The sequence below is a fragment of the Oceanobacter sp. ABM4_470 genome (genome assembly GCF_056158645.1).
The window spans coordinates 2768024-2791757 of sequence record NZ_JBSWTR010000001.1 but is presented as its reverse complement, the minus strand read 5'-3'; the positions used below and the strand labels follow the sequence as shown (position 1 = coordinate 2791757).

Below are 23734 nucleotides of genomic sequence, written 5' to 3'. Positions count from 1 at the left end.
CTTTGGTTCGTTCGCTCGCTTGTCGAATGCATGAAAGTCGGCTGTTTATAACAACGACTTCAAATCCTGTAAGCGCTGCTGCTGTTCTTTGCGAGGCAGCGGCGTGATCACTTCTTCCGGCAGCGCCTTCTGGATTTCCATCTGAATATCTTCGCCTGCTTGCAGTCGTTGCAGCAGCAGTTCGTAGTTGTGTTTAAACACCGGGAAGGCCTGCTCTTCCGGTGTGTTGGCCAGATAGAACCAGTCACTGGCGCGCCCGGCGTAGTACACAATCGGGTGGCTCCAGTTGAAGTCTTTCTTCGGCGACGGTGCCCGGCAGGCTTCCATGTAGGCGCGGTGAGTACCCGGCACACCGAGGGTGCCGGCAATATCACAGCGCGATACCACTTCGTGCACGTTTGGCAGCCAGCCGTTTTCTTTTACCGCCTGTTCCGCAGCACGCATGATGACGTCGCCACGGTAATCCACCAGCAGCCGTGACCACAGCCGTTTGGCCATGATCAGGGTGTCGTGATCCGGAAAGGCTTTCAGAAACTGGTTGTGGTAGTTGAAACGGAACAGCTCGAAAATCTGGTTGATGGCTTCTTTCTGTTCCACCGTCGCCTGCTTCTGGGCCTCGGTACTACCAACTGGTGTCGTTGAGTCGCTGGACGCTGGCTTCAGCTGTTGTGTAACCCGGTTGAGCAGCTGATTGGTTGCTTGCGGTTCCATGAGCATCTCCTGACTGGGCCAAACGTTTGCCCCATTGCTGTTTTACGTATTGCAGAAAGCGGCTGTTCCAGCTGTTGTGCACCTGGCCGGAATCGCGCCAGTAGAGCACAAATTCCGCCACCCGTTCACGGGCGAACTGGGTGTCGATATGGGCCATTGCCAGAATATCGTAGCAGTCGCTGGACGGTTGCCAGTTACGATCAATAGGCATCGGCACGTTGGAGTGCTCCATCGATGCCGAGTAGCGAGCCCACTGGGAGCGCACGTGTTGCAGGAACTTGGTGTTCCAGGTTTTCACCGCGTCGCCGCGTTCGCTCCAGTAGAGTACAAATTCCGGAATGGCGTCTTCAATAAACTGCTGGTCGATGTCGGCACGTTGCAAAATTTGCAGGGCATCGGCGCTGGGACGCCAGCTTGGCTGGATAGGAGCTGCTTCGTCCTGAGCGACCTTGAAACCACTGCGATTCAGCTGCTGTTCTTCGCGCTCCTGTTGGAACTGCTTTTGCCGCTCGGCATCGTTCTGGGCGTACACCCACTGATTTTTCACGTGATTGAAAAAGCGCGCGTTCCAGTCGTTACGATTGGGGCCGGCTTCCTGTGCGTGGAGGATAAAACTGTCGAGCTGGGCCCACACAAAACTCTGGCCAATACCGCGCTGTTGCAGTCGCGTGAGGGTGTCTTGCGACGGTTTCCAGTCGGCGCCAATGGATGAATAACGCGGCGTATTGTGCTGGCTTGGCTGTTGGCTACCATGTTGAGGGCTGCCTGGTTGAGGACTGCCGTGTTGGGGGCTGTGAGCAACTGGTTGGCCACTGTGATGGTTCTGACCATTACCTTGTGGCGGATAAGCCGCACGCACATCGCTGGGCAACGGCTGGCTGCTGGTGTTCTGGCTGTCAAAGCCCAACAGCATTTCGGCACTTTCCGGATACATGGGGCCATGCAATTGCACCATGCCTTTCTCGATCAGGCTGGCGAGGGTACGGCGAATGGTCACGTCATCCCAGAAAGGCAATTGCTGACGCAAGCATTCGCGGCTGATGCGGATGCCATTGCGCTGGCTCTGAGGTTGCAGTTGCGCTGCCTGATTGAAAATGGTCAGCAGCAAGGCTTCCTCCAACCCAATGGTGGCCGCCAGCGTCACCGACAAGGGAATGGTGGTGTCTGTAAACAACGGGTGATTACTCATACTGCCTGCCAAAACCGCCGCCGACGCACAGGATGTCAGGACGGCTGAATAGAAAAGTGGAAACCCCAAAGTGTAACCCGAACACAGTGCCGGTGGCATCGCTGAATGCATTGTTCATTCTGTGAGTCAGGCTGTTGTTGGACCCTTGCACGGTTTGTGACGCTGACCGCGGTATAGTCGGGGGATTGTTTGATTCGACGATAGCGGAGCATATATGTCGACTGATGTGTCTCATTCCTTGACCGGGGCTTTGGCCGAGAACCCAACCGGGCAGCTAACAGAGTTGTGGCAAGCCTTGCCGACGGTTGATCCTCATTGTTTTGCTTGCGGTGCCCATAACGATCAGGGCCTGCACATGACCTTCGCCACCAATGGCAAACAAATACGTTCGCAAGTGGTTATTCCGGAGCATGTACGCGGCTGGAGCAATCTGGCCCACGGTGGTGTGACCACCACCATTCTGGATGAAACCATGGCCTGGGCCTGTATCTACTTCCTGCATCAGTTCCCACTGACGCGGGACATTCAGGTGCGCTTTAAAAAGCCGGTATACGTGGGTGACGAGTTGTATGCCATTACCACGCTGGAAAGTCTGGATGAACGCCGCCGCAAATTGATCATTCAGGGGCAGCTGTTTAATCAGAAGGATGAGTTGGTAGCGACTGCAACCGGGGATTTTGCGCCTTTTACGCCAGAGCAGTTCGCCACCATGGATCTGGTACCACAAGCCGATCTTGACCAGCTGACGGCCATGTTCTCGGGGGCGGCCCCTGGCATGCCTGGCTGATTTCAGACAGCACCGCCGGTCTCGGTCTTATGAGGCAACCCCAATAAGAGAAGTCCAGTAAGGTAAGCCCAGGCCAGGACCGGCGAGTGTTCAAATCGGCTGGCTGTTTGGAGACTGTCCACTAATAAAAACAGTCAGAGCTGCCAGAATAATCAGAACAATCAGAACAAGCGGCCCAGCAGGCTGGTTTGTTTCTTCAGTTGCAACTTCAGTTTGCCGGTGGAGTGGTGGCTCAGCTCGTCAAAGTGGTCGCGAATAAAGTCGCTGCTGCCGGACATTTTGATGGTGCGTTCCTGCAAGCTACGGAACGACGCCGACCACAAACACTTGGGATGCCATTCGGTGTCTTCTTCACCAAAGCTCAACGGCCCCATGTTGGCTTCGTCCATAAATTCGATGTGCAATGAAATGCGTGGCTTGAACGAATTCACCACCGAGCTCACCCGGCTTTCTACTTGCCAGTGGCCGTCGTCGTGAATGGTCAGATCGGTATGGTGGTGAATGGCACCACGAATGCTGAATTGTTCGAATACGAAAACGTGTTGGTGCGGTTGCACCAAAGCCTGGGGTGAATTCATTGCTGCGCTCCTGCTTGCCTGTCGTCCGCTGATGGCGGATGTTCCTGTGAGAATAGACGGGATTAAACCCCGATTGGTTTCAGCCAGCTTTCGAACCACGTCTCAAATTCGGACTGTTTTCTTAATGATCTGTAAAACTGCGCCGATTGTCACGAACCCGTTATCTGGTTTCTGTGCCCCGTCAGGCCCGAAAACAACTTTCTGATTCATAAGTGACCAGTTAGTCGAGGCAAGCGCCAAGTTATTGAGAATCACTCTGAAAGAATAGCGCCGTGCGGGTGCAACAGGAAGGTAGCGAGTGTAGGGAATGACGGATCTGTCAGGTTGAAATTTTTCAGATCGTCAAACAGAAGTATGGTTGGTTCTTGAACGGGGGCTCTCGAACGGAGTCTGGCAGGAACGCTGATACTGCTCTGAGAGGAGGGGAAAGCAGTATCAGCGTTGGGTCGAACCAGGGGTCTTCAGAGGGTTTAGAACAGGCGGGCCAGCAGACTGGGCTGCTTTGCGAGCTTCAGCTTCAGTTTTCCGGTTGAGCGTTGGCTCAGTTCATCAAAGTGGTCGCGAATAAAGTCGCTGCAGCCCGACATCTTGATGGTGCGATCCTGAAACTTGCGGAAAGCAGAAGACCACAGACACTTGGGGTGCCACTCAATGTCATCGCAGCCAAATTCCAGCGGGCCCATATTAAATTCGTCCATAAACTCCACATGAACGGAGATGCGCGGTTTGAAAGAACGCACGACGGATGTGATGTGACTTTCAACCTGCCATTGGCCGTCCGGGTGAAGTGTCAGGTCGGTGTGGTGGTGGATAGCCCCACGAATACTGAATCGATTGAAAACCAACACATGCTGGTGTGGTTGTTCCAGCGCTTGAGGTGAGTTCATTGCTGCGCTCCTTGCTGTTTTTAATCGTGTTCCCCATGTTTCTGAATAACCAGTCGGGCTGGCTGTGACGGGCTTCAGGAACGTCTTTCGAGGCCGGGATTGAGCGTCTCCTGAAGCGATGAAAAATATTCTAGGTTTTTCGCAAAGCCGATGTAACGGACCTGAATAGAATCATTTACTGTTTTGTCTGACGAAATAAATTTCGTTAAAAAGGCGGGTTTTCTGAGCGCTGAAAATGGCAAATAGCGGGTTTTTTCGGCTGTTTTTAAATGACATGCAGTCGTATTGGTGCACCCTCCTTAACGATCACCCGTTTAATTTATGGCTGGCAAAATTTGTCATTTTTTGGGCCGAATTTTATTTTGTATGTCAGTGGGGCAATCAGGCTTCAAAGTGGTGGATTGTCACCATTGTGATGGCTTAAGTTGCGGCTCCAAAGTGATGGTGTTTCAAGCCTGGGGTAGGGGGAATCGGACAGGGCAAAGGTTCACGAGAACACAAATAGCAGGCGGTGAGATAACAATTAGCGAGAGATTGGGTAGAAGGCGCAGGCCGCGAGAGGGTTAGACGCAGGGCTTTTCAGAGGCACAAAAAAACCGGGCGAATTGCCCGGTTCTTTTATATCACGCTGACAGCAGCGGCTGCTGTCATGTGTCTTTCCCGCACAGATCCGTGTAATACAGGCCTGTGAAGGACATAGCCCTGAATGATCAGGCTACGCTGTTGACTGCGGCAACCACGTTTTCAACGGTGAAGCCGAATTCCTTGAACAGGTCAGCGGCAGGTGCAGACTCACCAAAGGTTTCCATACCCACGATGGCGCCGTTCAGGCCAACGAACTTGTACCAGTAGTCCTTGTGCAGGGCTTCAACCGCAACACGGGCCGTTACGGAAGCTGGCAGTACGGATTCGATGTAAGCGGCGTCCTGCTTGCAGAACACTTCGGCACACGGCATGGAAACCACGCGCACTTGCTTGTCGGTGATGGCCGCAGCGGCGTCCATTGCCAGACCCACTTCGGAACCAGTAGCAATGATGATCGCGTCCGGAGTACCTTCACAGTCTTTCAGGATGTAAGCACCCTTGGCAACGTTGGCCAGCTGTTCGGCGTCACGTGCCTGGTGAGGCAGACCCTGACGGGAGAAGATCAGCGCAGACGGGCCATCGGCACGTTCAACGGAAGATTTCCACGCCACCGCAGATTCCACGGTGTCACATGGACGCCAGGTTTCCAGGTTAGGGGTGTTGCGCAGGCTCGCTACTTGCTCAACCGGCTGGTGAGTCGGACCGTCTTCGCCCAGACCGATAGAGTCGTGGGTGTAAACGAAGATAGCACGCTGCTTCATCAGGGAGGCCATACGTACGGCGTTACGGGCGTATTCCATGAACATCAGGAAGGTTGCGCCGTAAGGTACGAAGCCCTTGTGCAGGGCAATACCGTTCATCATGGCGCTCATGCCGAATTCACGTACGCCGTAGAACAGGTAGTTGCCGGATGCGTCGTCAGCGCTAACGCCCTTGGCACCGGACCACAGGGTCAGGTTGGAGCCAGCCAGGTCGGCAGAGCCGCCAAGGAATTCTGGCAGCAGCGGGCCGAAAGTATTCAGGGTGTTCTGGGATGCCTTACGGGAAGCCACCACGTCGCCCTTGGCCTGACACTCTTCGATGTAAGCTTGTGCCTTGGCGGCGAAGTCAGCAGGCAGGTCGCCTTTCATACGACGTTCGAATTCAGCAGCCAGTTCAGGGTAGGCGGTAGTGTAGGCGGCGAACTTGTCGTTCCAGCTCTGTTCGGCAGCGGCACCCTTGTCCTTCGCGCTCCAGCCTTCGTAAACGTTGGCAGGTACTTCGAATGGACCGTGTTCCCAACCCAGACGCTCGCGGGTCAGTTTGATTTCGTCGTCACCCAGTGGCGCACCGTGACAGTCTTCCTTGCCTTCCTTGTTCGGAGAGCCAAAACCAATAATGGTCTTGCAGCAAATCAGGGTTGGCTGAGTGGTGTTTTCACGGGCGGTTTCGATGGCCATCTTGATCTCTTCAGAGTCGTGACCATTCACATTGCGGATAACCTGCCAGCCGTAGGATTCAAAACGTGCCGGGGTATCGTCGGTGAACCAGCCTTCTACTTCACCGTCGATGGAAATTCCGTTGTCATCGTAGAACGCAACCAGTTTACCCAGACCCAGGGTACCGGCCAGAGAACAAGCTTCGTGGGAAACACCTTCCATCATGCAGCCGTCGCCCATGAATACGTAGGTGTAGTGATCAACGATGTCGTGACCGTCGCGGTTGAACTGGGCAGCCAGTACTTTTTCAGCCGCCGCCATACCCACGCCGTTGGCAATGCCCTGACCCAGAGGACCGGTAGTGGTTTCAACGCCTGGCGCGTAACCGTATTCAGGGTGACCCGGCGTCTTGCTGTGCAGCTGACGGAAGTTTTTCAGGTCGTCGATGGACAGCTCGTAGCCGCTCAGGTGCAGCAGCGAGTAAATCAGCATGGAGCCGTGACCGTTGGACAGGATGAAGCGGTCGCGGTCGGCCCATTCCGGGTTGTTCGGGTTGTGCTTCAGAAAGTCGTTCCACAGCACCTCGGCAATATCTGCCATGCCCATTGGGGCGCCTGGGTGGCCGGATTTTGCTTTCTGGACAGCGTCCATGCTCAAGGCGCGGATAGCGTTCGCCAGTTCGGTACGAGAGGTCATTTTTGACTCCTGAATGTCGGATTATTTAAGCAGGCTTCAGAGTAGTAGACGGGGTAGTGGAATGCGGGCTTTTGGCCGGAGCACATTGCACTGCCTGAAAGGCTGCGCATTGTCGCTCAGAGCCGCACTCAGGGCAATGCCCAAAGTACCGCCCAGCTAACCTGTATTTCCTGCGTGTTCTGATTGTTTTGCATACATGCTAGCGCACTGTGCACTGCCGCGCCGATGCAATGGCGCAGATCTTCTATACTCAAATCACAAAGCGGCAACACCTCGCAGGTAAATTCCGTACCGCCACCGGTTCTGTGTGATAAACGCTGCCTAATTTCCAATACCGGAGACGCTGTGCCCGATTACGACAGCTTGCTGAAGCGCTACGAGCGTGAAAAATCTGCGCGATTAAAAGCAGAATCTATTCTGGCGGAGAAAAGCCGTGAGCTTTACGACCGCTCGGAAGAGTTGCGCAAGCTTACGGTGAACCTGGAAGAAAAAGTCGTTGAACGTACCACCGAACTCTCCATCGCGCGGGATGAAGCCCTGCGAGCCGCACGCGCCAAAGCCGATTTTCTGGCTCATATGAGTCATGAAATCCGTACCCCTCTGAACGGCGTTCTGGGCATGTTAACCATGCTGTCGGAAACCCGTCTGGACAGTCAACAGCAGCAACTATTAATGACCGCCTCGCAATCGGGCGAGCACCTGCTGGGCATCATTAACGACATCCTCGATTTCAGCAAAATCGAAGCGGGCATGATGACACTGGAGCAAACGGCGGTGCCGCTACGCGGCATGTTGGAAGACATTGTCTCTTCAATGAAAGGCATGGCCGATCAGAAACAGCTGGCGCTGACGCTCAACATTGAGGCTGATTTACCAACTGCACTGATGCTGGATGCCCTGCGGGTTAGACAGGTGCTGCTGAACCTGATTTCCAACGCCATCAAGTTTACCCAACGAGGGGCGGTCAGGCTGCACGCCAGCCGTCGCAAACAATGGCTGGATATTGAGGTTGCCGACACCGGCATGGGCATACCGGACGCCGTCAAGGACAGCATTTTTGATGCCTTCAATCAGGCTGATTCGACCATCAGCCGACGTTTTGGTGGCACCGGTCTGGGCCTCAGCATTACCCATAAACTGGTGCGCATGATGGGCGGCACTGTGACGGTTCGTAGCGAAATGGGGAGCGGTTCAACCTTTACCGTGTCGCTGCCGATCGAGGAAGCCATCGCCCGACAGTCCAATAAAGGCAGCCCTCATAGCAACGCCAGCCTGAAAGGTTTTCGGGTGATGCTGGTGGAAGACAACGAGGTCAATCAGGTTATTGCCCGTCACATGCTGGAAAAGCTGGGTGTAAAAACCTTTGTGTGCAGCGGTGGTCAGCAGGCGATTACCGCCCTGGTCAACGATGGCGTCATCGTCGATCTGATTCTGATGGATTTACAAATGCCCGGCATGAACGGCTATGAAACCACCCACCGAATCCGCCAGATCAGTCCGGAATTTGAAGACCTGCCAATCATTGCCATGACCGCCCATGCCACCGACGAGCACCGCCAGGAAAGCATGGAGCAAGGCATGGACGAGCACATATCCAAGCCAATCAAACTTGATCGTTTGGGGAGTATCCTGCGTGACTTCCTGATTACCGATCCTGCCGCTCCGACGCCACCGCTAGACTCAACAGACACCATGACATCCGCCCAGATCAACCAGCAGCTCACCGCCATGCTGCAATGGTTGGGCAAGGATTTATTAAGAGTGGAAGACATTGCCCGTCAGTTGCAGAAGGCTAGGGTACCTGAGTCCGAGCGCAAGGACGTCACAACTATCTGCGAACTGGCACTCGACTTTGACCTTGATGGGCTGGAGCTGGAATTGACCCGCAAGTTACAAACAGGAAGAACCCATGACTGACATCACCCGGCTACTCATGATCGGCGACAGCAGCGATATTCAACGGCTGCTATCCCACCTGCCTGACGACCGATTTTCCTTGCAGTTGTGCCAGCCGGATGCGCCGTTGCAGCCTCAATTGGCCGACGCCGATCTGGTGGTGATCGCCCTCGACCCAGCCCCGGAAAGTGGCTTTGCCAAATGTCGTGAGGTGAAAACGGAACAGGCCGATGTGCCGGTGGTGTTTATGTCCAACCACTGCAGCACCGACGACATACTGCAAGGCTACGACGCTGGCGGTCAGGACTTTATCAAGTTACCCGTTGAAAAAGCGCTGCTGGCCAAACGGCTGGATACCACTCGCCAGCAAGCATCAGAACTGAAAAACCTGCGCACCGGCTATCAGGAAGTCTCGCAAATGGCGATGTCGGCACTCAGCAACGCGGCAGATATCGGCATCATTCTGAACTTTGTACGGGAAGGCGTGAAAGCGCCCAACCAGCAAGTGCTGGTGGAACGCATGACCAAAACCATCGCCCAATATGGCCTCAGTGGCATGGCCCAGGTGCGCTCTGGTGGCGAGTGTTGGAATGCCTCAACCAGCGAGCAGCTGGCACCCATGGAAGAACAGCTGTTGGAACGAGTGCACATGATGGAGCAGCGCATCATCCAGCTGGAATCCCGCATGATCATCAATTACGACTACGTCACTATCTTCGTGAAAAATCAGCCCATCAGTAACCCGGGCCGGGAAGGGGAACTGCGCGACTATTTAACGATTCTGGCCGAAAATGCCAACGACCTGATCCAGAAAATCCGTGATGACCTCGCCATCGCCGAACAGCGTTTATGCCTGGTGATGGATGCCTTGAAAGATGGCCAGAAAGCCATGGGCGATATTCAGAAATATCAGGAAAAATACAAAAACGACAGCATGCAATTGATGAACACGCTGGTGCATGAAATTGAAGAAGAATTCAATCGTCAGGACCTGACCCAGGAGCAGGAAGCCGCTCTGACCGAAATCGTTCAACGCAAGCTTAATGAGGCGCTGGAACTGGCCGAAAGCGGTCTCAACCTGGACCAGCAGCTGGGCCGAATCACCAGCAACCTCGACGAGCTGACGCGGTCGTTTTAACTCTGGCGCAGAAGCTGTTATCTGTGGCTCCGTACTATCACTGCCAGCACCACCAGAAACAGCAGTGTGGTCGACACTGGCAACACCAGCCAGACGCCGGTGACCCCCAGCCATTGTGGCAACACCAGAAAGAAGGGGATTTGCACGGCGATGTTACCCACCGAAATCAGCAGCGAGCGACGGCCCTGGTCTACCGCCTGAAAGTACACCGAAGCCAGCACCAACAGGCCATCAAACAACATCGCGAACAGGTGCAGGTGCATGCCGTTGCGAGCAACGTCGGTCAACTCCGGGTTGTGTTCGGAAAACAGGCTGATCAGCCATTCCGGCGCGGCGTACACCAGAGTCGTCCAGCCAATACCGCAAATCACCAGCACCCGAATTGCCATATCACGCATGCGGTTCTGCAACTGCAGCAAACGGCTGCCATGGTAGTAGCTCACCAGTGGCTGCATGCCGTTGGCGACGCCTTCCGAAAGAAAATAGAACAGCATCATGATGTAACCGGCAATCGCCAGGGCGGCGACGTCGATGGCGCTGCCGTAATGCATCAGCAGGGCGTTATGTACGCTGATGTCGACACCGGCGTAGATGTACATCACAAAGGTTGAGGCTCCCAGGGCGCAGATGCGGCGGCTGAATGCGAGGTCGGGTTTCATTAATGACAGCTGCAATTGCAGCCGCTGGCTGTGACGTAAAAAGTAATACCCGGCGCCCGCCAATGCAGCGGCTTTGGCGAAAATGCTGGCCAGCGCGGCACCGGCAACGCCCTGGTCGAGCACCGCAACAAACAGCCAGTCGAACAGCAGGTTCACTAATGCACTGATGGCCATGATCAGTGTCGAGATCATCGGGCTGTTGTCGTTGCGCACCATCATGGCCAGCGCAATGGCAATCAGGTTGATGACACAACCGGCGGCAAACACCTCAGAGTACAGCAACGCCATATCAGCCACTGCACCACTGGCCCCTTGCCATTGCAGCACGGTCTGGTCAATGGCGATGACCAGCACGCCGCACAATGGCCCCAGCAACAGCGCCAGCCCGGCGCTGTGGTTGAGGACACGGTTGCATTGCTGCCAGTCGCGGCGACCACGGGCAATCGACATCAGACTGCCACCGGCAGCGCCAATCATCAGACCAATACCAATTACCAGACAGATCACCGGCCAGGTCAGTGTGATGGCCGCCAGCCCTTGATAGCCGACGTGGCTGCCAACAAAAGCGGCGTCGACCAGCTCGTTAACGCCATTGACCAGCAAGGCGCCGATGGACGGAATGGTATAACGCCAGAATTCCCGCCGCAGCTCGGCATCACTGGCGCCTGCACCAGGGTGATGTTCGCCCGGATGATGGTGTTCGCCGAGGTGATGTTGTTCATGCTCAGCGCTATTTTCTGTGCCAGCGCCGTACACAGCAGCGTCGCTGACGGGGTCAACGGCGCTGCTGGTTGCGGTGTGTTGATTTAAATGGGTCGGTGGCGTCATGCGCTGGCCAACTGCGAGGTCGCTGGTGGCGAGTCGGTTTCCGCTGTTCGTTTTGCAGCCGAACGCTTGGTCAGCAGCGAGCTGGTGATCGCAACGCAGGTCACCAGCAAAATCACCATGGTCGACAGCGCGTTGATTTCCGGTTTAACGCCCGTTCGAATCTCCGAGAACACCCGCATCGGCAAGGTGGTAATGCCGGGTCCGGTGGTGAAGGTGGTGACCACCAGATTGTCTAGCGACAGCGCAAAGGCGAGCAGGAAGGCCGCCACAATGGCAGGCAGAATTGCCGGCAGGGTGGCGTGGAAAAAGGCCATGATCGGGCCGCAGCCAAGATCACGGGCAGCCTCTTCGGTGGACATATCAAACTCGGCCATACGGGCCGTCACAATCACCGACACAAAACACATGGCGAAGGTGGTGTGGGCAATGATCACGGTCATAAAGCCCCGCTCAACGCCGATGGCGATAAACAGCAGTAGCAGCGCCAGACCGGTAATGACCTCCGGCAGTACCAGCGGTGCGATGGTCATACCGACAAACAGCGAGCGACCTTTGAACTTGCGCATGCGGGTCACCACCAGGCTGATCATCACGCCCAGAACGGTGGCCAGCACCGATGACACCAGCGAGATGCGCAAGGTGGTCCAGGCCGGGCCCCAGTAGTTGCCGTCGGTAAACAGCTTTTCGTACCAGCGCAGCGACGGGTGTGACCACAGGGTGATCATCTCGGAATCGTTGAAGCTGTAAACCACCAGTACCAGAATCGGCAGGTACATAAAGGCCAGCCCCAGAGTCAGCGAGGTGATGCCAAACCAGCTCAGATGTCGGTTCATGTTATTTCTCCTCGTTGCGGTTGCTGAAGAACTGGTAAAGCACAATCGGTAACACCAGTACCAGCATCAGCAGTACTGAAATGGAGGCCGCCAGCGGCCAGTCGCCGTTGGAGAAAAACTCGTTCCATAACACCCGTCCTATCACCGGAGTCGAGGAGTTGCCCAGCAGGCTCGGCACTATGTATTCACCGGTCACTGGCACAAACACCAGAAAGGCGCCAGCCAGCATGCCCGGCCTGCTGAGTGGCAGGGTGACGCGGAAAAAGGATTCAATGTGGCTGCAGCCCAGGTCCCGGGAGGCCTCGTAAACACTGTTATCGAGTTTCTCTAACGTGGCGTAGACAGGGAAAATCATCAGCGGCAAGTAGGCGTATACCAGTCCCAGATACACCGCAAAGGTGGTGTTGAGCATGCGAATCGGAGTATCGATGATGCCCAGCGACAACAGTATGTGGTTGATCACCCCTTGATTACTCAGCAGTACGATCCAGGCGTAGATACGAATCAGGAACGAGCACCAGAAGGTCAGGTTGATGGCCATGATAAAGCGCGTTTTCCAGTGCGTCGGTGACGCTGCAATGGCGTAGGCGATCGGGTATCCCAGTAGCAAACACAGCAGCGTGGTGGTCAGTGCCATTTGCACGCTGTTGAGGTAGGACGACAGGTAAACGTCGTCTTCCAGCACAATGGCGAAGTTTTCAAAGTCGAGCTGGGTCAGGTAATGCCATAGCCCTGCGAAGCCGTCATCGGTCTTCAGCACCGGGCTGTAAGGCGGGATGGCGGTGGCCGGATCGGACAGCGAGATGCTCATCACGATCACGAACGGAATCAGAAAAAACAGCAGCAGCCAGGTGTAGGGAATGCTGATCAGCAGGTTGCGTCGGGAGATGGGTAAGTTCATAACAGGTCTCCGCTTAGCAATCCAGCAACTGGCCGTCTTGCGGATACCAGGACACCCAGACGTTATCGCCTTCGGCAAACCGTTCGCTGCCAAAACGCTGGCTGTTGGTCATCTGCACCAGCACCCGTTGATCCAGACCGACATCGACGTAGTAGGTCGACAGGTTGCCCAGATAAGCAACTTCGTCGATGCGGCCGCGCAGGTAGTTGGAGCCGTCGTCGACCCGATCCTTGCTGACCGCCATTTTTTCGGGCCGCACGTTAAGGTATCTGGCATCGGCGGCGGCAATACCGGTTTGCGGTATGGCGTTGAGTTTCTGGCCGGAGACTTCGAGGGTGAAGTCCAGTGCGCTGGAACCTGCGGCAGTAACGGCGCCGGTGAAGATATTGGTGTCGCCGACAAATTCAGCGACATAACGACTGGCTGGAGTCTCGTAGGTGTCGATCGGTGGTGCCACCTGCATCAACTTGCCGTGATCCATGATGGCAATGCGGCTGGCGACGGTCATGGCTTCTTCCTGATCGTGAGTCACAATCACAAAGGTGGTGCCCAGACGGTGCTGGATGTCCATCAGTTCGAGTTGGGTTTCGCGGCGCAGTTTCTTGTCGAGCGCGCCCATGGGTTCGTCCAGCAACAGCATTTTCGGGCGGCGGGCCAGCGAACGGGCCAGCGCGATACGCTGACGCTGGCCACCGGATATCTGGTGCGGCTTGCGCTTCGCCTGACTGGTCATTTGCACCAGCTGCAGCATTTCTTCCACGCGACTGTCGATCTCACCCTTCGGCAGCTTCATACGTTTCAGCCCAAAGGCAATGTTCTGTTCCAGGGTCAGGTGCGGAAACAGCGCGTAGGACTGGAACATCATATTCACAGGGCGCTTTTCCGGCGGCATTGGCACCATGTCCTCGCCGTTCAGCAGAATCTCGCCGGAGGTCGGGGTTTCGAACCCGGCCAGCATACGCAGCAAGGTACTCTTGCCGCAGCCGGAAGGGCCCAGCAGGGCGAAAAATTCACCCGGATAGATTTTCAGGGACAAATCGCCAATGGCTGTGAAATCACCGTATTGCTTGGATACCGAGCGGATTTCAACCAATGGGGTCGCCTGTGCATTGGTCCACGGTGTGGATGTTTCTGACCCGACTGCGGGTGCTTCTGATAAAGCCAACATTCGGAGGCCCTCGCCATGTTTGTTATGAATGCGGTTGGAAACCGCTGTATTTATTCCCTGTATTCCGGTCTGGTTTTTTTAATAGCGGAATATTTCCTGCTATTCCGGAATTACATCTGATAATCAATAGTAGAATACATTCTGTATTTTTTTGAATACCTATTGGGGTATAGAGAGCAAAAGATTTGTAATCATTGCCCGAGCAGAATCCCTGTAATCCGACTCCTGGCCACATAAAAACCGGGGGTATTTTGTGGTGATTAAGGCAAGCGGGCACCGAGTTATTCAGAGGGTCCCTTGTTATTTGAAACCCGAAAACAGGGATCAAAAAAGGGGGCCCAAATGGACCCCAAAGCACGAAGAACATCCGTTTCACAACGGACAATGCCGGAATGCACTATAAAGAGTCCGTGGTAGCAGTGCGGTAGTGTGCAATGCGTTGAGGGCTCTTATACCGGCATTCTTGTGACCAGGAGAATGGCTGGAGCCGGTGCATGGCTCCAGTGACTGACGCTTTGAAATCCACCGGCTCCCTCTGGCTACCGGCAGTTTTCAAAGGCCCCATGCTCCTAGTGCAGCAAGTCGGTATAGGCGTTGATCGCCAGCACGAAACGACTGCCGGTATCGCCGGTATTCGGATCTTCAAAGTTGGAGTCAAAGGCACGCAGGTCAACCGACCAGATACGGTCAAACTGGTGGGTCAGGCCCAGGTCCCAGTTCAGCTCGGTGCCGGATTGCAGTTCCACTTCGTAGCCACCGCCAACGTCGAGGGTACTGCGCTTGTTGACGGCTTCTTCCTTGCCGGACACGCTCCAGCCGTTACCCAGGTCGTATTTAAAGCGCGCTGTGAAAATCTGGTTGTCGAAGAAGGTGTCATGCTTAACGCCCAGACCCATGCTGAGCTTGCGGGAGACGTCGTAATCCAGATTTACGAACGCTGCTTCGCCAAAGTAAGCGGTCTTGTCGTAGTTGTAGACCCAGTAGCTGGTGTCCAGATGCAGGCCGTCCAGCAGCATGCCGCGGTAACCCATGAAGTAGTCGTATTCCCATTTGTTGCCGTCAACATCAACGATGCCACTGGCAGCCCAGCCACCGACGTACAGACCAAACGGGAAGTTGTATTCAATAAAAGGTTGCAGTGACGACTGGTTGCCACTGAGGCTGATACCACCAATCATATAGTTACTGGCGGCAGTGACACCGGCAATCAGCAGGCCTTCCGGTGGCATACCGAATTGTGGTGCTTCACCGTCGGCCGGTGGCATTTCCTCTGCAAACACAGGCTGGCAGGCCAGGGTTGCCAGTGAGGCAGCGAACATCAGTTTTTTCAGGTCTTTCATGACATCTCTCCAATGGCCAAATCCGCTGGGATATGGCGTGTTATATGCCCGGTTATGCGCCAAACAGGCACGGCAATAGCGTGCTTGCCATATCTGCATGCCGTAATCGGACTTCCTGTGATGGCCGTAATATCAGCCGATCGTGCCTTTCTCAGTACTGCTGAATAACTCGCTATTCGTTTTTATATGTCGATGGATATCGATATTTTTTATTGTCAGGTATTGGTCGTTTTGAGCCGGGATATCGATGACGCTATATATCGTCATCGATATCGTGCGGTTGTTGCCTATTTTTGTGGATTCATGACCGGGTTGTAGACCATACGGGTCCACCACTGGCGCTTGTTGGCGTCGGGATCGAAGATCAGTGACGTCTCGCTATCCAGTCGCAGCATGGGGCGCATGCCTTCGTTATAGAGTGGCCACCGTAGCGCGGAGTTATTCGGGCCAGGTGCAGGGGTTCCGTAGTGGATGAAGTTGATCACCCGTGAGCAGAACTCGTTGGACAGACGTTCGCGCTCAATACGTTTTTCCTCGCTGTCGGCGGCGCCAATGGAGTCCGTTGCGGCCTTGTCGTTAGGGCGGCCAAAGAAGAACGGCAGCTCCGCCGAGTGCATGGCCTTGAGGGTATCGTTCACTTCCCAGTCGAAGCGGTACATCCATACCTTGTTACCGCGCCTGACCAGTTCTTCGGCGAACCAGATTTGCGGGAACACAAAGCCACAGTCGCTCATGATGGTGACGGCCAGTTCGCCTTCGCTCATATCCGGGTGGAAACTGCGATAGGCCTCGACCATTTCGGCTTTTGGCTTGTCGCCAAGGTTGCCGAAATTGTCGACCATTTTCTGCGCTGGCCAGTTGAGCATGTCTTCTTCCATGATCAACCACAGACCGGCTTCGTAGTTGGTGTAGCCAATCATCACGTCGATGCCGTCGACCATGCCGTTGCGAATGGCGCGGAACGGTTCGTGGGGCGCAAAGCTGCCGTCGTCACAGGGGTAGAACATGCCGTCGAGGTCGAAAATCAGGTCGGCATCGGCGCTGTTTTCACTCAGGCGCTTGAACAGCTCGTTGGCCGGGGCGTCGCGCAGCGCAGCGAAATCCGGGTAATCCAGCCGCTCGAGCAGTTCTCGGGCAATACGCTGGGAGTAGCGTTTGTCGTGACGGGACATGCGATCCACGTTCTCGCCAAAGCCACATGGCCCTTTGACGTTACTCATGATGATGGCGCGCTTGATGCGGCCTTTCAGCTTGCCACTGGCCAGCAGCCAGCTGATGTCCATGCCACCAGCAGATTCGCCGGCCAGGGTGATGTTATCCGGGTCGGCACCAAAGGCGTCGGCGTTGTTGATGATCCATTCCACCGCCATCAGCTGGTCGCGCAGACCATTACAGGAAGAGCCCCGGTATTCATCGCCACCCAGTTCGCTGACGTCCATAAAGCCCAGTGGACCAAGGCGGTAATTCAGCGAGGCAAACACCAGATTGCCTTTGGCCGCCAGCGCTGCACCGTTGTACATGCCGCTGCGGCTGCCTTCCAGGTGGTTGGCGCCACCATGAATCCAGATGAACAGCGGGCGCTTGCCGATCATTGGCTGGTTCGGCTTCCAGACGTTGACGGTCAGGCTGTCTTCCGAACCCAGATAGCACTGGCCTTTGGGCAGCGGCTCATCGATGAAGTCGTTCACCGGAATATCCGGCCAGGTCACCTGCATGGACGCCGGGCTGAAGCGGATGGCTTCGCGGGTTTCGGTCCATGGTTCTACTGGCACGGTGGGTTTGAAGCGTAATTCACCAATCGGTGGCTGGGCATAGGGAATGCCCAGGTAAGCAGACAAATCCTCGTCCTGCAGTACGCGGCCAACGACAGGGCCGGACGTGGTGTTCACTACGTCGGCATATTGTATTTCAGACATACGTTCCTCAATTCACAGGGCAAGCCGCTCCCCCCGTCAGGCCAGCTGGTTACTGGCACGGTGGCAGTTACAGTGATGGTCACTGGCGGAGGACGGCGCGCGGCGTTGCCGTTATCTGCGAGCGGGGCTAACCCCCGCGGTCAGGTTTCAGGTTATTCGGCGCTGCGGAATTGCGCCCATTTACGGTTCAGGTAGCGGCTGTTGCGGTCGGTCTGGGCCGAACCGGAGAACAGCTTGGCCATCACCTCGGCGGGTGGATACAGGATGTCGCTGTTGGCCATTTCGTCTGGTAGCAACTCACGCGCACCCATCACCGGGGTTGGGAAGCCGGTTTGCTTCGACATATAGGCAGCCACTTCCGGCTCCAGCATATAGTTCATAAAGGCATTGGCGGCTTGCGGGTTAGCGCTGCCTTTCGGAATGGCGATGGTGGTCAGCCAGGCCATCGAGCCTTCTTGCGGAATCACGTAATCCAGTTGTACGCCGTTGTTGACGCGGTCGGCGTTCATCTGGGCGCGGATCACATCACCGGACCAGCCCAGTGCTGCACAGATCGCACCGTTGGCCAGTTCAGAGCCGTATTTACCGGCGTCGAGGAACACATACGGACGGATCTTGTAGAGGGTTTCCATCACGGTATCGACGGTTTGCTTGTCGAGGTTGGTTGGGTCGAGGCCCAGATAGTTGGCCACCACAGGCACGACGTCGGTGGCGGAATCGACCATATAGAAGCCGCACTGTGACAGCTTGCTGGCGTATTCCGGCTTGAAGAACAGATCCCAGCTGTTGAGCGGGGCATTATCCATTTGCTGGCTGATCATGGCCTTGTTGAGACCCATGCCGGTGGTGCCCCAGGCGGCAATGGAGGCATATTCCAGCGTTGGATCGGCTACTTGCAGCAGCTTCAGAACGTCAGGGTCGACCTTGCTCATGTTCGGAACCTGCTTGGGGTCGTACTTCTGCATGGCGCCAACCTTGATCTCGCGTTGCAGGAAAGGCACCGCCGTCGGGATAGCAATGTCGTAGCCCTTGGCCCCGGCCAGCAACTTGGTTTCCAGCATTTCGTCGGAATCGTAGTTGTCTTCCCGCACCTGATAGCCGGTTTTTTCAGTGAAGTCACCGAGGACCTTGCTGTCGAAAATGCCTGCCCAGGTATAAAGGTGCAGTTCCTGCTCCGCTGCGTTGACTGTGGTGGCGGCAACCAGCGCGGATGCCAGCAGCAGGGAGGATGTCGCGGTGTTCAGTACGTTCATATCAGCCTCGTTCCTTCGTTACAGAGTTGCCGTCTCAGGCACCAAAAACACGGTGAATGGAAATAATCAGGTTGTGCTCGTCGTAGTCATCAACGGTGCCGATGAAAACGTTGTTGTTGAGCCATGCGTACTTGCCCTTGGGGGCAAAAAAGCGTGGCGTGGTGCGCAGGTAGTGATCGTCGGCGGAGTGGTCGTTGGCTTCTGCCTTACGCCAGATACCGCGGTTGTCGATGGCGATGACCACGCCGTCGTCGGTTTCCAGGCGATACAGCGCGTGCAATTCATGAACACCATCGCTGCGTTCCAGTGAAATATCGGCACCGCTCGGAATTACCCGACCAGTGAGGCCGTTGGGACCAATAAAACGGCCGCCAATAATGGGATAATTGCGGCGGAAACCATCGTGGGTTTCGCCAATGACTTCTTCGTCGCCAATTTCCACGTACAAGCGAAATGACAACTCCACTTCATAGCGTTGGGAGTCGTCCGCGGCAGTCAGACGTTTTTCGATATCCGGGGTCATTTGATAATCTTCCACGATCGATTAAAATTAAAAAGTAGAACCTGTTCTGATTTTAAAAAAGTAGAACACATTCTTTTTTTCGTAACAAGGCGGCAAAGCGGGACAAAATATGACGGCAGCACCAGGCAAGGTGGCCAAAGCTGACAAAGCAGGTCAAGAAAGCAGCAATTCGGCAAAATCCGCCGCAGCCAACCCAAAAATGGGTAAACGCGAAGCCAATGCGCTGGCGATTCGTCGCAAGATTCTGGATGCAGCCCGTGAGCTGATTTCAGGAGAAGGCTACGAAGCGGCGACCATTACCCGCATTCGCAAGCAAGCCGGGGTGTCGATCGCGACTTTCTATAATTACTTCGAATCCAAGCAGTCGGTGCTGCTCGGCTTGCTCGACGATGAGCAACAGAACTCGGTAGAAGCCGTGGCCAGTGCTACCCAGGCCGACATCGAGGACCCGGTCGACTTCATGCTCAGCATCATTCTGGCGGCATTGCAGCCCGCCGATGAGACGCTGGATAAAGTACTGTGGCGGGAAATCCTGGCGGCGTCGTTACTGTTACAGAACGACGAAGAACGGGTAGAGGGGCTGGGTTCCGAACGGGCCTTTTACAGCCAGCAGACGGTGGTCGCCATGCAACGACTGATAGACAGCGGCAGCCTCAAGGCAGAGTGTCCGCTCGACAAGATCGCTGACATCCTGTTCTGTATTACCGCTCACGAGTTTCAGGAATACGTCAGCGGCCAGTACGAAGGCAGTTTGACGCTGGAAGGGCACTTGCGCTCGATGTTGGAAACCCTGATCGGTCCCTGGCTCATCAAATAGCGTTAGAAATATTCTGGCTATATAAGAAGGGAGTTGTTGATGTTTATGGAATCCCTGCTGCCGGATCTCTATGGAGCTGCCCAGCAGCCACAGCAATGGCTACCAGTGCTGGATCAGCTCAAACAGCAAGCCGGTGCCGCCAATGTGGCGGTGCAGTTATTCCAGCGTAATGGCGATCGTCTGACCGAAACCTGGACCGCCCGTGATAGCGCCTCGACCGACATGTCGGAGTGGCACGATCAGGTGGTCAACAACGCCGATAACCCTCGTCTTGATGCCAGCTATCTGGTCGACCTGCCGCCGGTGATGGTGTATCACGAACCGGACAGTAGCCCTCACGAACCGGAAGACTTCCGCTTGCTGCGCGAGCGGCTGGCGATGATTGGGCTGGGGCGTTCAATCAGTGTCACCATGAATCTTGGTGCCGACAGTTACCTCAGTATGATTCTGCATCGACCGCTGCAGCGAAACATTTGCTTCGATACCGACACCGCAGAACTGTTAACCCGGCTGGCCCCGCATCTGCGCCAGACCGTCAGCCTGCAACAGCAGCTGGGGCAGTTGCAGCAACAGCAACAACTGCTGACAGGCACACTCAATAGCATGAAATCCAACACCATTTTGCTGGCCTCGAATGGCCGGGTGGAGTGGTTCAATCAGGCGGCTCGCCAGTTGCTCGAACAATCGCCGTTATTGCAACTGCAACATGGTCGGCTGCGCTGCCGTTACAACAGCGACCAACAGCGTTTGCAGCAACTGCTTGAACGAGTAGCGTCAGACAAAGACAACTTCAGTCGTCTGGATGGCGGTGGCGGCGACCCTTTATATGTACGGGTGCGGCGACTGCCCCAAGCGCCATTAACCTGCACCGGTAATGAACCGGTATTGCTGCTGAATCTGAGTGATGGTGGTGATGATCTGGCGCTGAACCAGTCGGGCATCCAGCAAGAGGTTATTTGCAGTGTGTTTGGTCTGACCCCTGCCGAGGCCCGCTTGACCGCGTCGCTCTGCCATGGCTTCAGCCTGCAGGATCATGCCGATTTGTATCAGGTCAGTGTGGGTACCTGCCGGATCCAGCTGAAAAGCATTTTCTTCAAACTGGGCATCAACCGGCAGGCCGATCTGGTCAGCCTGATTACCCGCACGGTGACAGCACTGGGTTAATTGGCTGTCTGAATCTAACGGCCGTTTTTTCTCTTTGTCCGACTTTGGCAACTGGCCGTCAGGTCGTTTTAAGCCAGCGCTGTGCGCATATCCCATTTGGGATAAGAGCTTGCGATAGCGGCTTTCTAACATCAGTTCCAACGTTAACCCGCTGCCTCTGAAGGCGGCACGTATGGAGCTTCCCATGCCGATCATCAATAGCAAACCTCTGCTCGGCGCTGCCGCCGCAGTTGCCTTGTCCCTGCCGGTTTACGGCGTTGAACTGAACCCGATTGTGGCCAGCATCGGCGCTGAATCCTCAGTGCCTGTCGCGATCCAGAATGCTCGCTGGCACATGAACGACAAGGGCGTAAATACCCTGACGTTCCGTTCCATGGATACCCTGTTCTCTACCCGTAAAGTGGCTCGATCCGGCCAGGTTACGCCACTTGGGAAAAACGAACAGCCGCTGGACTTCAAATACGAGTTCAATGGTCAGCAGCTGGACCCGGCCGATTTCCTCGACCGTACCTACACCAACGCCATGCTGATCATGAAAGACGACAAGATCGTCTACGAGAACTACCTTAACTACAGCAAGCCGGATACCACCTTTATGGGGTGGTCGATGACCAAATCCGTGGTCGCCATTCTGGTCGGTATTGCGGTAGACAAGGGTCTGATCAAGGACATCGACGCCGACGTTACCAGCTACCTGCCAGAACTGAAGAAAGGCGCCTACAAGGGCGTGACCATCCGTCAGGTGCTGGAAATGCGTTCTGGCGTCGATTACGAGGAAAGCTACGACTTCGCCAAGCCGGGCATCGCAGCCACCAACCACATAGAAGCGTTGGTCAAGAACGTGGTGCGCTTTGTCGATGTGGCCAAAACCATCAAACGTGCCCACAAGCCGGGTGAAGTGTTTGCCTACAAAACCATTGATACCGCCGTGCTGGGCTTGCTGCTGGAACGCGTAACCGGCCAGAAACTGGCGCACTTTATGGCCGAAAACCTGTGGGAACCATTAGGCGCCGAGCACGATGGCTTCTTCATCATGGACGGTGAACCAGGTGTTGGTCGTGAATTCAGCGGTGCCGGTTTCAACGCTACCCTGCGTGACTTCGCCCGCTTCGGCAAAATGATGCTTCACGGCGGTGAGATCGACGGTCGTCGTATCGTGTCTGAAGAATGGGTAAAAGCGGCATCCAAGCCAGCGGGTGACGAACATGAAGTGGTGGATTACGGCTACCAGTTCTGGACGGTATCCCACACACCGGCTTACTCGGCCATTGGTTTGCAGGGTCAGTTCGTGTTTGTTGATCCATCCACCAATACCGTGATCGTCAAGCTGAGCTACTTCCCGCTGGATGTGGATGAAGACATGCTGATGGGCGAAACCTTCGGCTTCTTTATGGCGGCTTCCCACTGGAAACCGGCCAAATAAGCATCGCTGACAGGCGATAGGTGAAACACCCGCTCCGGCTTCTCCGTCCGGGGCGGGTGTTTTTATGTCTTAACGGTTCACTTCATACACCGCCATATTCACCGCCGATGCCAGGTTGAGCGATTCAATCGCGCCACTACCGGCAATGGTGAACGGACTGACGTTGTAGTCTTGCAGCTGTTCGCGGGGCACACCGCGGGCTTCGTTGCCAAACAGGTAGGCGTCAAAGCGTTGGAATACCGGCGAGCTGAGGGCGTCGCCGTTCATGTCGAGGGTGGCGACGCGGTCGTGACGTTGCATAAAGTCGTCCAGCGGCACGTCGAGCTCCATCGGTACATGGAAGATGGCGCCCATGCTGGAACGCACCACCTTGGCGTTGAAAGGGTCGACCGACTCCGGGCTCATTACCAGTTGCCAGCCACCAAACCATGCCAATGTGCGCAAAATGGTGCCCAGGTTGCCCGGGTCCTGTACTTCGAAAAGGTACAGGCTTTTCAGTTTTTGATCGGTTTTGCTGCGGGCCTGTTTTTGCGCTTGCTGCTGTGCCAGTTTGCGGGTTTCTGCCATTGGTACCACCGCCACCATGCCTTGCGGCGATTTGGTGTCAGACAGCTGTGCCATCTGGCGCTCGCCAATCACGGTTTTGCGAAAGCGGGTGTCCCAGTTCTGGTTGGCTTCAGTAACAAAGATTTCCGCCTGGCTGATGGCGGTTTTTTCCAATTCCAGTAACAGGTGTTCGCCTTCGACCAGATAACAGCCGGTTTCGGTGCGGTATTTTTTCTGGTTCAGCTTTTTGGCGAGATCGACTTTCATGCAGGTGTCCGGCTGGTTTTCAAGCCGCCATTGTACGTGTCGGGATTGTTAGCTCAAAGCCACAAATAGGCCCTTCCAAACAAAGACTGACGGAATTTTGTGGCTAATCTATTGCCCCAGAGGGGACGTCTAATTAATCCTGCACGGCTCTGCGCGAGTGTTGCCGTTGTACAGGGCAAGGCAACGAACGCAGCGGAATGACATGTCCTTT

Annotated in this window: 20 protein-coding genes; 6 read left to right on the top strand and 14 right to left on the bottom strand. The window is 55.4% G+C overall.

Annotated features, from left to right (window positions below; translation table 11 throughout):
• Positions 1-45: 45 nt before the first annotated feature.
• Both ACXADJ_RS12210 and ACXADJ_RS12205 read right to left on the bottom strand, forming a co-directional pair.
• Positions 46-711: a replication protein P gene (locus ACXADJ_RS12210; RefSeq protein ID WP_475066282.1), complete on the bottom strand. Its 666-nt coding sequence runs from the start codon at positions 709-711 to the stop codon at positions 46-48.
• Positions 623-1900, bottom strand: a complete 1278-nt coding sequence (locus ACXADJ_RS12205; RefSeq protein WP_475066280.1) for a DnaT-like ssDNA-binding domain-containing protein — start codon at positions 1898-1900, stop codon at positions 623-625. The genes ACXADJ_RS12210 and ACXADJ_RS12205 overlap by 89 nt, the downstream gene beginning before the upstream one ends.
• A gap of 214 nt (positions 1901-2114) precedes the next feature.
• Between ACXADJ_RS12205 and ACXADJ_RS12200 the strand changes: the two genes are divergently transcribed.
• Entirely contained in the window at positions 2115-2687 is a 573-nt protein-coding gene (locus ACXADJ_RS12200; protein WP_475066278.1) for a PaaI family thioesterase, read from the top strand.
• Positions 2688-2848: 161 nt separating this feature from the next.
• Here ACXADJ_RS12200 and ACXADJ_RS12195 read toward each other — a convergent pair whose 3' ends face one another.
• The 3 genes from ACXADJ_RS12195 to tkt form a co-directional block, all read right to left on the bottom strand.
• Positions 2849-3265, bottom strand: a complete 417-nt coding sequence (locus ACXADJ_RS12195; protein WP_028293279.1) for a hypothetical protein — start codon at positions 3263-3265, stop codon at positions 2849-2851.
• 470 nt (positions 3266-3735) lie between these two features.
• A complete protein-coding gene (locus ACXADJ_RS12190; RefSeq protein ID WP_475066276.1) occupies positions 3736-4152 on the bottom strand; it encodes a hypothetical protein in 417 nt (138 codons plus the stop codon).
• Positions 4153-4862: 710 nt separating this feature from the next.
• Positions 4863-6851 carry a transketolase gene (gene tkt / locus ACXADJ_RS12185; RefSeq protein WP_475066274.1) on the bottom strand — a complete coding sequence of 663 codons (1989 nt, stop codon included), beginning with the start codon at positions 6849-6851 and terminating at the stop codon, positions 4863-4865.
• A gap of 345 nt (positions 6852-7196) precedes the next feature.
• On the opposite strand from tkt, the gene ACXADJ_RS12180 reads away from it, so the two are divergent.
• Together ACXADJ_RS12180 and ACXADJ_RS12175 are read left to right on the top strand one after the other, a co-directional pair.
• The gene (locus tag ACXADJ_RS12180) at positions 7197-8768 is read left to right on the top strand and encodes an ATP-binding protein (protein ID WP_475066270.1); all 1572 of its coding nucleotides are present in this window, start codon (positions 7197-7199) and stop codon (positions 8766-8768) included.
• Positions 8761-9885, top strand: a complete 1125-nt coding sequence (locus tag ACXADJ_RS12175) for a PleD family two-component system response regulator (RefSeq protein WP_475066267.1) — start codon at positions 8761-8763, stop codon at positions 9883-9885. Before ACXADJ_RS12180 ends, ACXADJ_RS12175 begins: the two co-directional genes overlap by 8 nt.
• Before the next feature lie 17 nt (positions 9886-9902).
• Here the strand turns inward: ACXADJ_RS12175 and ACXADJ_RS12170 are convergent, their stop codons facing one another.
• The 8 genes from ACXADJ_RS12170 to ACXADJ_RS12135 form a co-directional block, all read right to left on the bottom strand.
• Positions 9903-11372, bottom strand: a complete 1470-nt coding sequence (locus ACXADJ_RS12170) for an MATE family efflux transporter (RefSeq protein ID WP_475066266.1) — start codon at positions 11370-11372, stop codon at positions 9903-9905.
• The gene (locus ACXADJ_RS12165; protein ID WP_475066264.1) at positions 11369-12205 is read right to left on the bottom strand and encodes an ABC transporter permease; all 837 of its coding nucleotides are present in this window, start codon (positions 12203-12205) and stop codon (positions 11369-11371) included. Before ACXADJ_RS12165 ends, ACXADJ_RS12170 begins: the two co-directional genes overlap by 4 nt.
• Before the next feature lies 1 nt (position 12206).
• Positions 12207-13106, bottom strand: a complete 900-nt coding sequence (locus ACXADJ_RS12160) for an ABC transporter permease (protein WP_475066262.1) — start codon at positions 13104-13106, stop codon at positions 12207-12209.
• Between the two features lie 13 nt (positions 13107-13119).
• Entirely contained in the window at positions 13120-14274 is a 1155-nt protein-coding gene (locus ACXADJ_RS12155; RefSeq protein WP_475066260.1) for an ABC transporter ATP-binding protein, read from the bottom strand.
• A 569-nt stretch (positions 14275-14843) separates the two neighbouring features.
• Complete coding sequence (locus ACXADJ_RS12150) at positions 14844-15614, bottom strand: TorF family putative porin (protein ID WP_475066256.1); 771 nt, start codon at positions 15612-15614, stop codon at positions 14844-14846.
• Positions 15615-15901: 287 nt separating this feature from the next.
• Positions 15902-17530, bottom strand: a complete 1629-nt coding sequence (locus ACXADJ_RS12145) for a carboxylesterase/lipase family protein (protein WP_475066255.1) — start codon at positions 17528-17530, stop codon at positions 15902-15904.
• A gap of 152 nt (positions 17531-17682) precedes the next feature.
• Positions 17683-18783, bottom strand: coding sequence for an extracellular solute-binding protein (locus tag ACXADJ_RS12140; RefSeq protein WP_475066253.1), 1101 nt, complete (start codon positions 18781-18783; stop codon positions 17683-17685).
• Positions 18784-18817: 34 nt separating this feature from the next.
• Positions 18818-19306: a DUF3237 family protein gene (locus ACXADJ_RS12135; protein WP_475066250.1), complete on the bottom strand. Its 489-nt coding sequence runs from the start codon at positions 19304-19306 to the stop codon at positions 18818-18820.
• 109 nt (positions 19307-19415) lie between these two features.
• Between ACXADJ_RS12135 and ACXADJ_RS12130 the strand changes: the two genes are divergently transcribed.
• The 3 genes from ACXADJ_RS12130 to ACXADJ_RS12120 all read left to right on the top strand — a co-directional run bounded on the left by ACXADJ_RS12130 (position 19416) and on the right by ACXADJ_RS12120 (position 22710).
• Positions 19416-20123 (top strand): TetR/AcrR family transcriptional regulator, encoded by a 708-nt coding sequence (locus tag ACXADJ_RS12130; protein WP_475066247.1) that lies wholly within the window; start codon positions 19416-19418, stop codon positions 20121-20123.
• 39 nt (positions 20124-20162) lie between these two features.
• The gene (locus ACXADJ_RS12125; protein ID WP_475066245.1) at positions 20163-21287 is read left to right on the top strand and encodes a helix-turn-helix transcriptional regulator; all 1125 of its coding nucleotides are present in this window, start codon (positions 20163-20165) and stop codon (positions 21285-21287) included.
• 184 nt (positions 21288-21471) lie between these two features.
• Positions 21472-22710: a serine hydrolase domain-containing protein gene (locus ACXADJ_RS12120; protein ID WP_475066243.1), complete on the top strand. Its 1239-nt coding sequence runs from the start codon at positions 21472-21474 to the stop codon at positions 22708-22710.
• Between the two features lie 69 nt (positions 22711-22779).
• Here the strand turns inward: ACXADJ_RS12120 and ACXADJ_RS12115 are convergent, their stop codons facing one another.
• Complete coding sequence (locus tag ACXADJ_RS12115) at positions 22780-23523, bottom strand: TrmH family RNA methyltransferase (RefSeq protein ID WP_475066241.1); 744 nt, start codon at positions 23521-23523, stop codon at positions 22780-22782.
• Positions 23524-23734 lie beyond the last annotated feature (211 nt).

What these genes read in the sequence shown, in the direction of transcription:
- ACXADJ_RS12120 (WP_475066243.1), top strand. Translation starts at nt 21,472, where the DNA reads ATGCCGATCATCAATAGCAAACCTCTGCTCGGCGCTGCCGCCGCAGTT.
- ACXADJ_RS12205 (WP_475066280.1), bottom strand. Translation starts at nt 1,900, where the DNA reads ATGAGTAATCACCCGTTGTTTACAGACACCACCATTCCCTTGTCGGTG.
- ACXADJ_RS12155 (WP_475066260.1), bottom strand. Translation starts at nt 14,274, where the DNA reads ATGTTGGCTTTATCAGAAGCACCCGCAGTCGGGTCAGAAACATCCACA.
- ACXADJ_RS12170 (WP_475066266.1), bottom strand. Translation starts at nt 11,372, where the DNA reads ATGACGCCACCGACCCATTTAAATCAACACACCGCAACCAGCAGCGCC.
- ACXADJ_RS12125 (WP_475066245.1), top strand. Translation starts at nt 20,163, where the DNA reads ATGTTTATGGAATCCCTGCTGCCGGATCTCTATGGAGCTGCCCAGCAG.
- ACXADJ_RS12210 (WP_475066282.1), bottom strand. Translation starts at nt 711, where the DNA reads ATGGAACCGCAAGCAACCAATCAGCTGCTCAACCGGGTTACACAACAG.
- ACXADJ_RS12145 (WP_475066255.1), bottom strand. Translation starts at nt 17,530, where the DNA reads ATGTCTGAAATACAATATGCCGACGTAGTGAACACCACGTCCGGCCCT.
- ACXADJ_RS12130 (WP_475066247.1), top strand. Translation starts at nt 19,416, where the DNA reads ATGACGGCAGCACCAGGCAAGGTGGCCAAAGCTGACAAAGCAGGTCAA.
- ACXADJ_RS12135 (WP_475066250.1), bottom strand. Translation starts at nt 19,306, where the DNA reads ATGACCCCGGATATCGAAAAACGTCTGACTGCCGCGGACGACTCCCAA.
- ACXADJ_RS12190 (WP_475066276.1), bottom strand. Translation starts at nt 4,152, where the DNA reads ATGAACTCACCTCAAGCGCTGGAACAACCACACCAGCATGTGTTGGTT.
- ACXADJ_RS12195 (WP_028293279.1), bottom strand. Translation starts at nt 3,265, where the DNA reads ATGAATTCACCCCAGGCTTTGGTGCAACCGCACCAACACGTTTTCGTA.
- tkt (WP_475066274.1), bottom strand. Translation starts at nt 6,851, where the DNA reads ATGACCTCTCGTACCGAACTGGCGAACGCTATCCGCGCCTTGAGCATG.
- ACXADJ_RS12150 (WP_475066256.1), bottom strand. Translation starts at nt 15,614, where the DNA reads ATGAAAGACCTGAAAAAACTGATGTTCGCTGCCTCACTGGCAACCCTG.
- ACXADJ_RS12115 (WP_475066241.1), bottom strand. Translation starts at nt 23,523, where the DNA reads ATGAAAGTCGATCTCGCCAAAAAGCTGAACCAGAAAAAATACCGCACC.
- ACXADJ_RS12160 (WP_475066262.1), bottom strand. Translation starts at nt 13,106, where the DNA reads ATGAACTTACCCATCTCCCGACGCAACCTGCTGATCAGCATTCCCTAC.
- ACXADJ_RS12140 (WP_475066253.1), bottom strand. Translation starts at nt 18,783, where the DNA reads ATGAACGTACTGAACACCGCGACATCCTCCCTGCTGCTGGCATCCGCG.
- ACXADJ_RS12200 (WP_475066278.1), top strand. Translation starts at nt 2,115, where the DNA reads ATGTCGACTGATGTGTCTCATTCCTTGACCGGGGCTTTGGCCGAGAAC.
- ACXADJ_RS12165 (WP_475066264.1), bottom strand. Translation starts at nt 12,205, where the DNA reads ATGAACCGACATCTGAGCTGGTTTGGCATCACCTCGCTGACTCTGGGG.
- ACXADJ_RS12175 (WP_475066267.1), top strand. Translation starts at nt 8,761, where the DNA reads ATGACTGACATCACCCGGCTACTCATGATCGGCGACAGCAGCGATATT.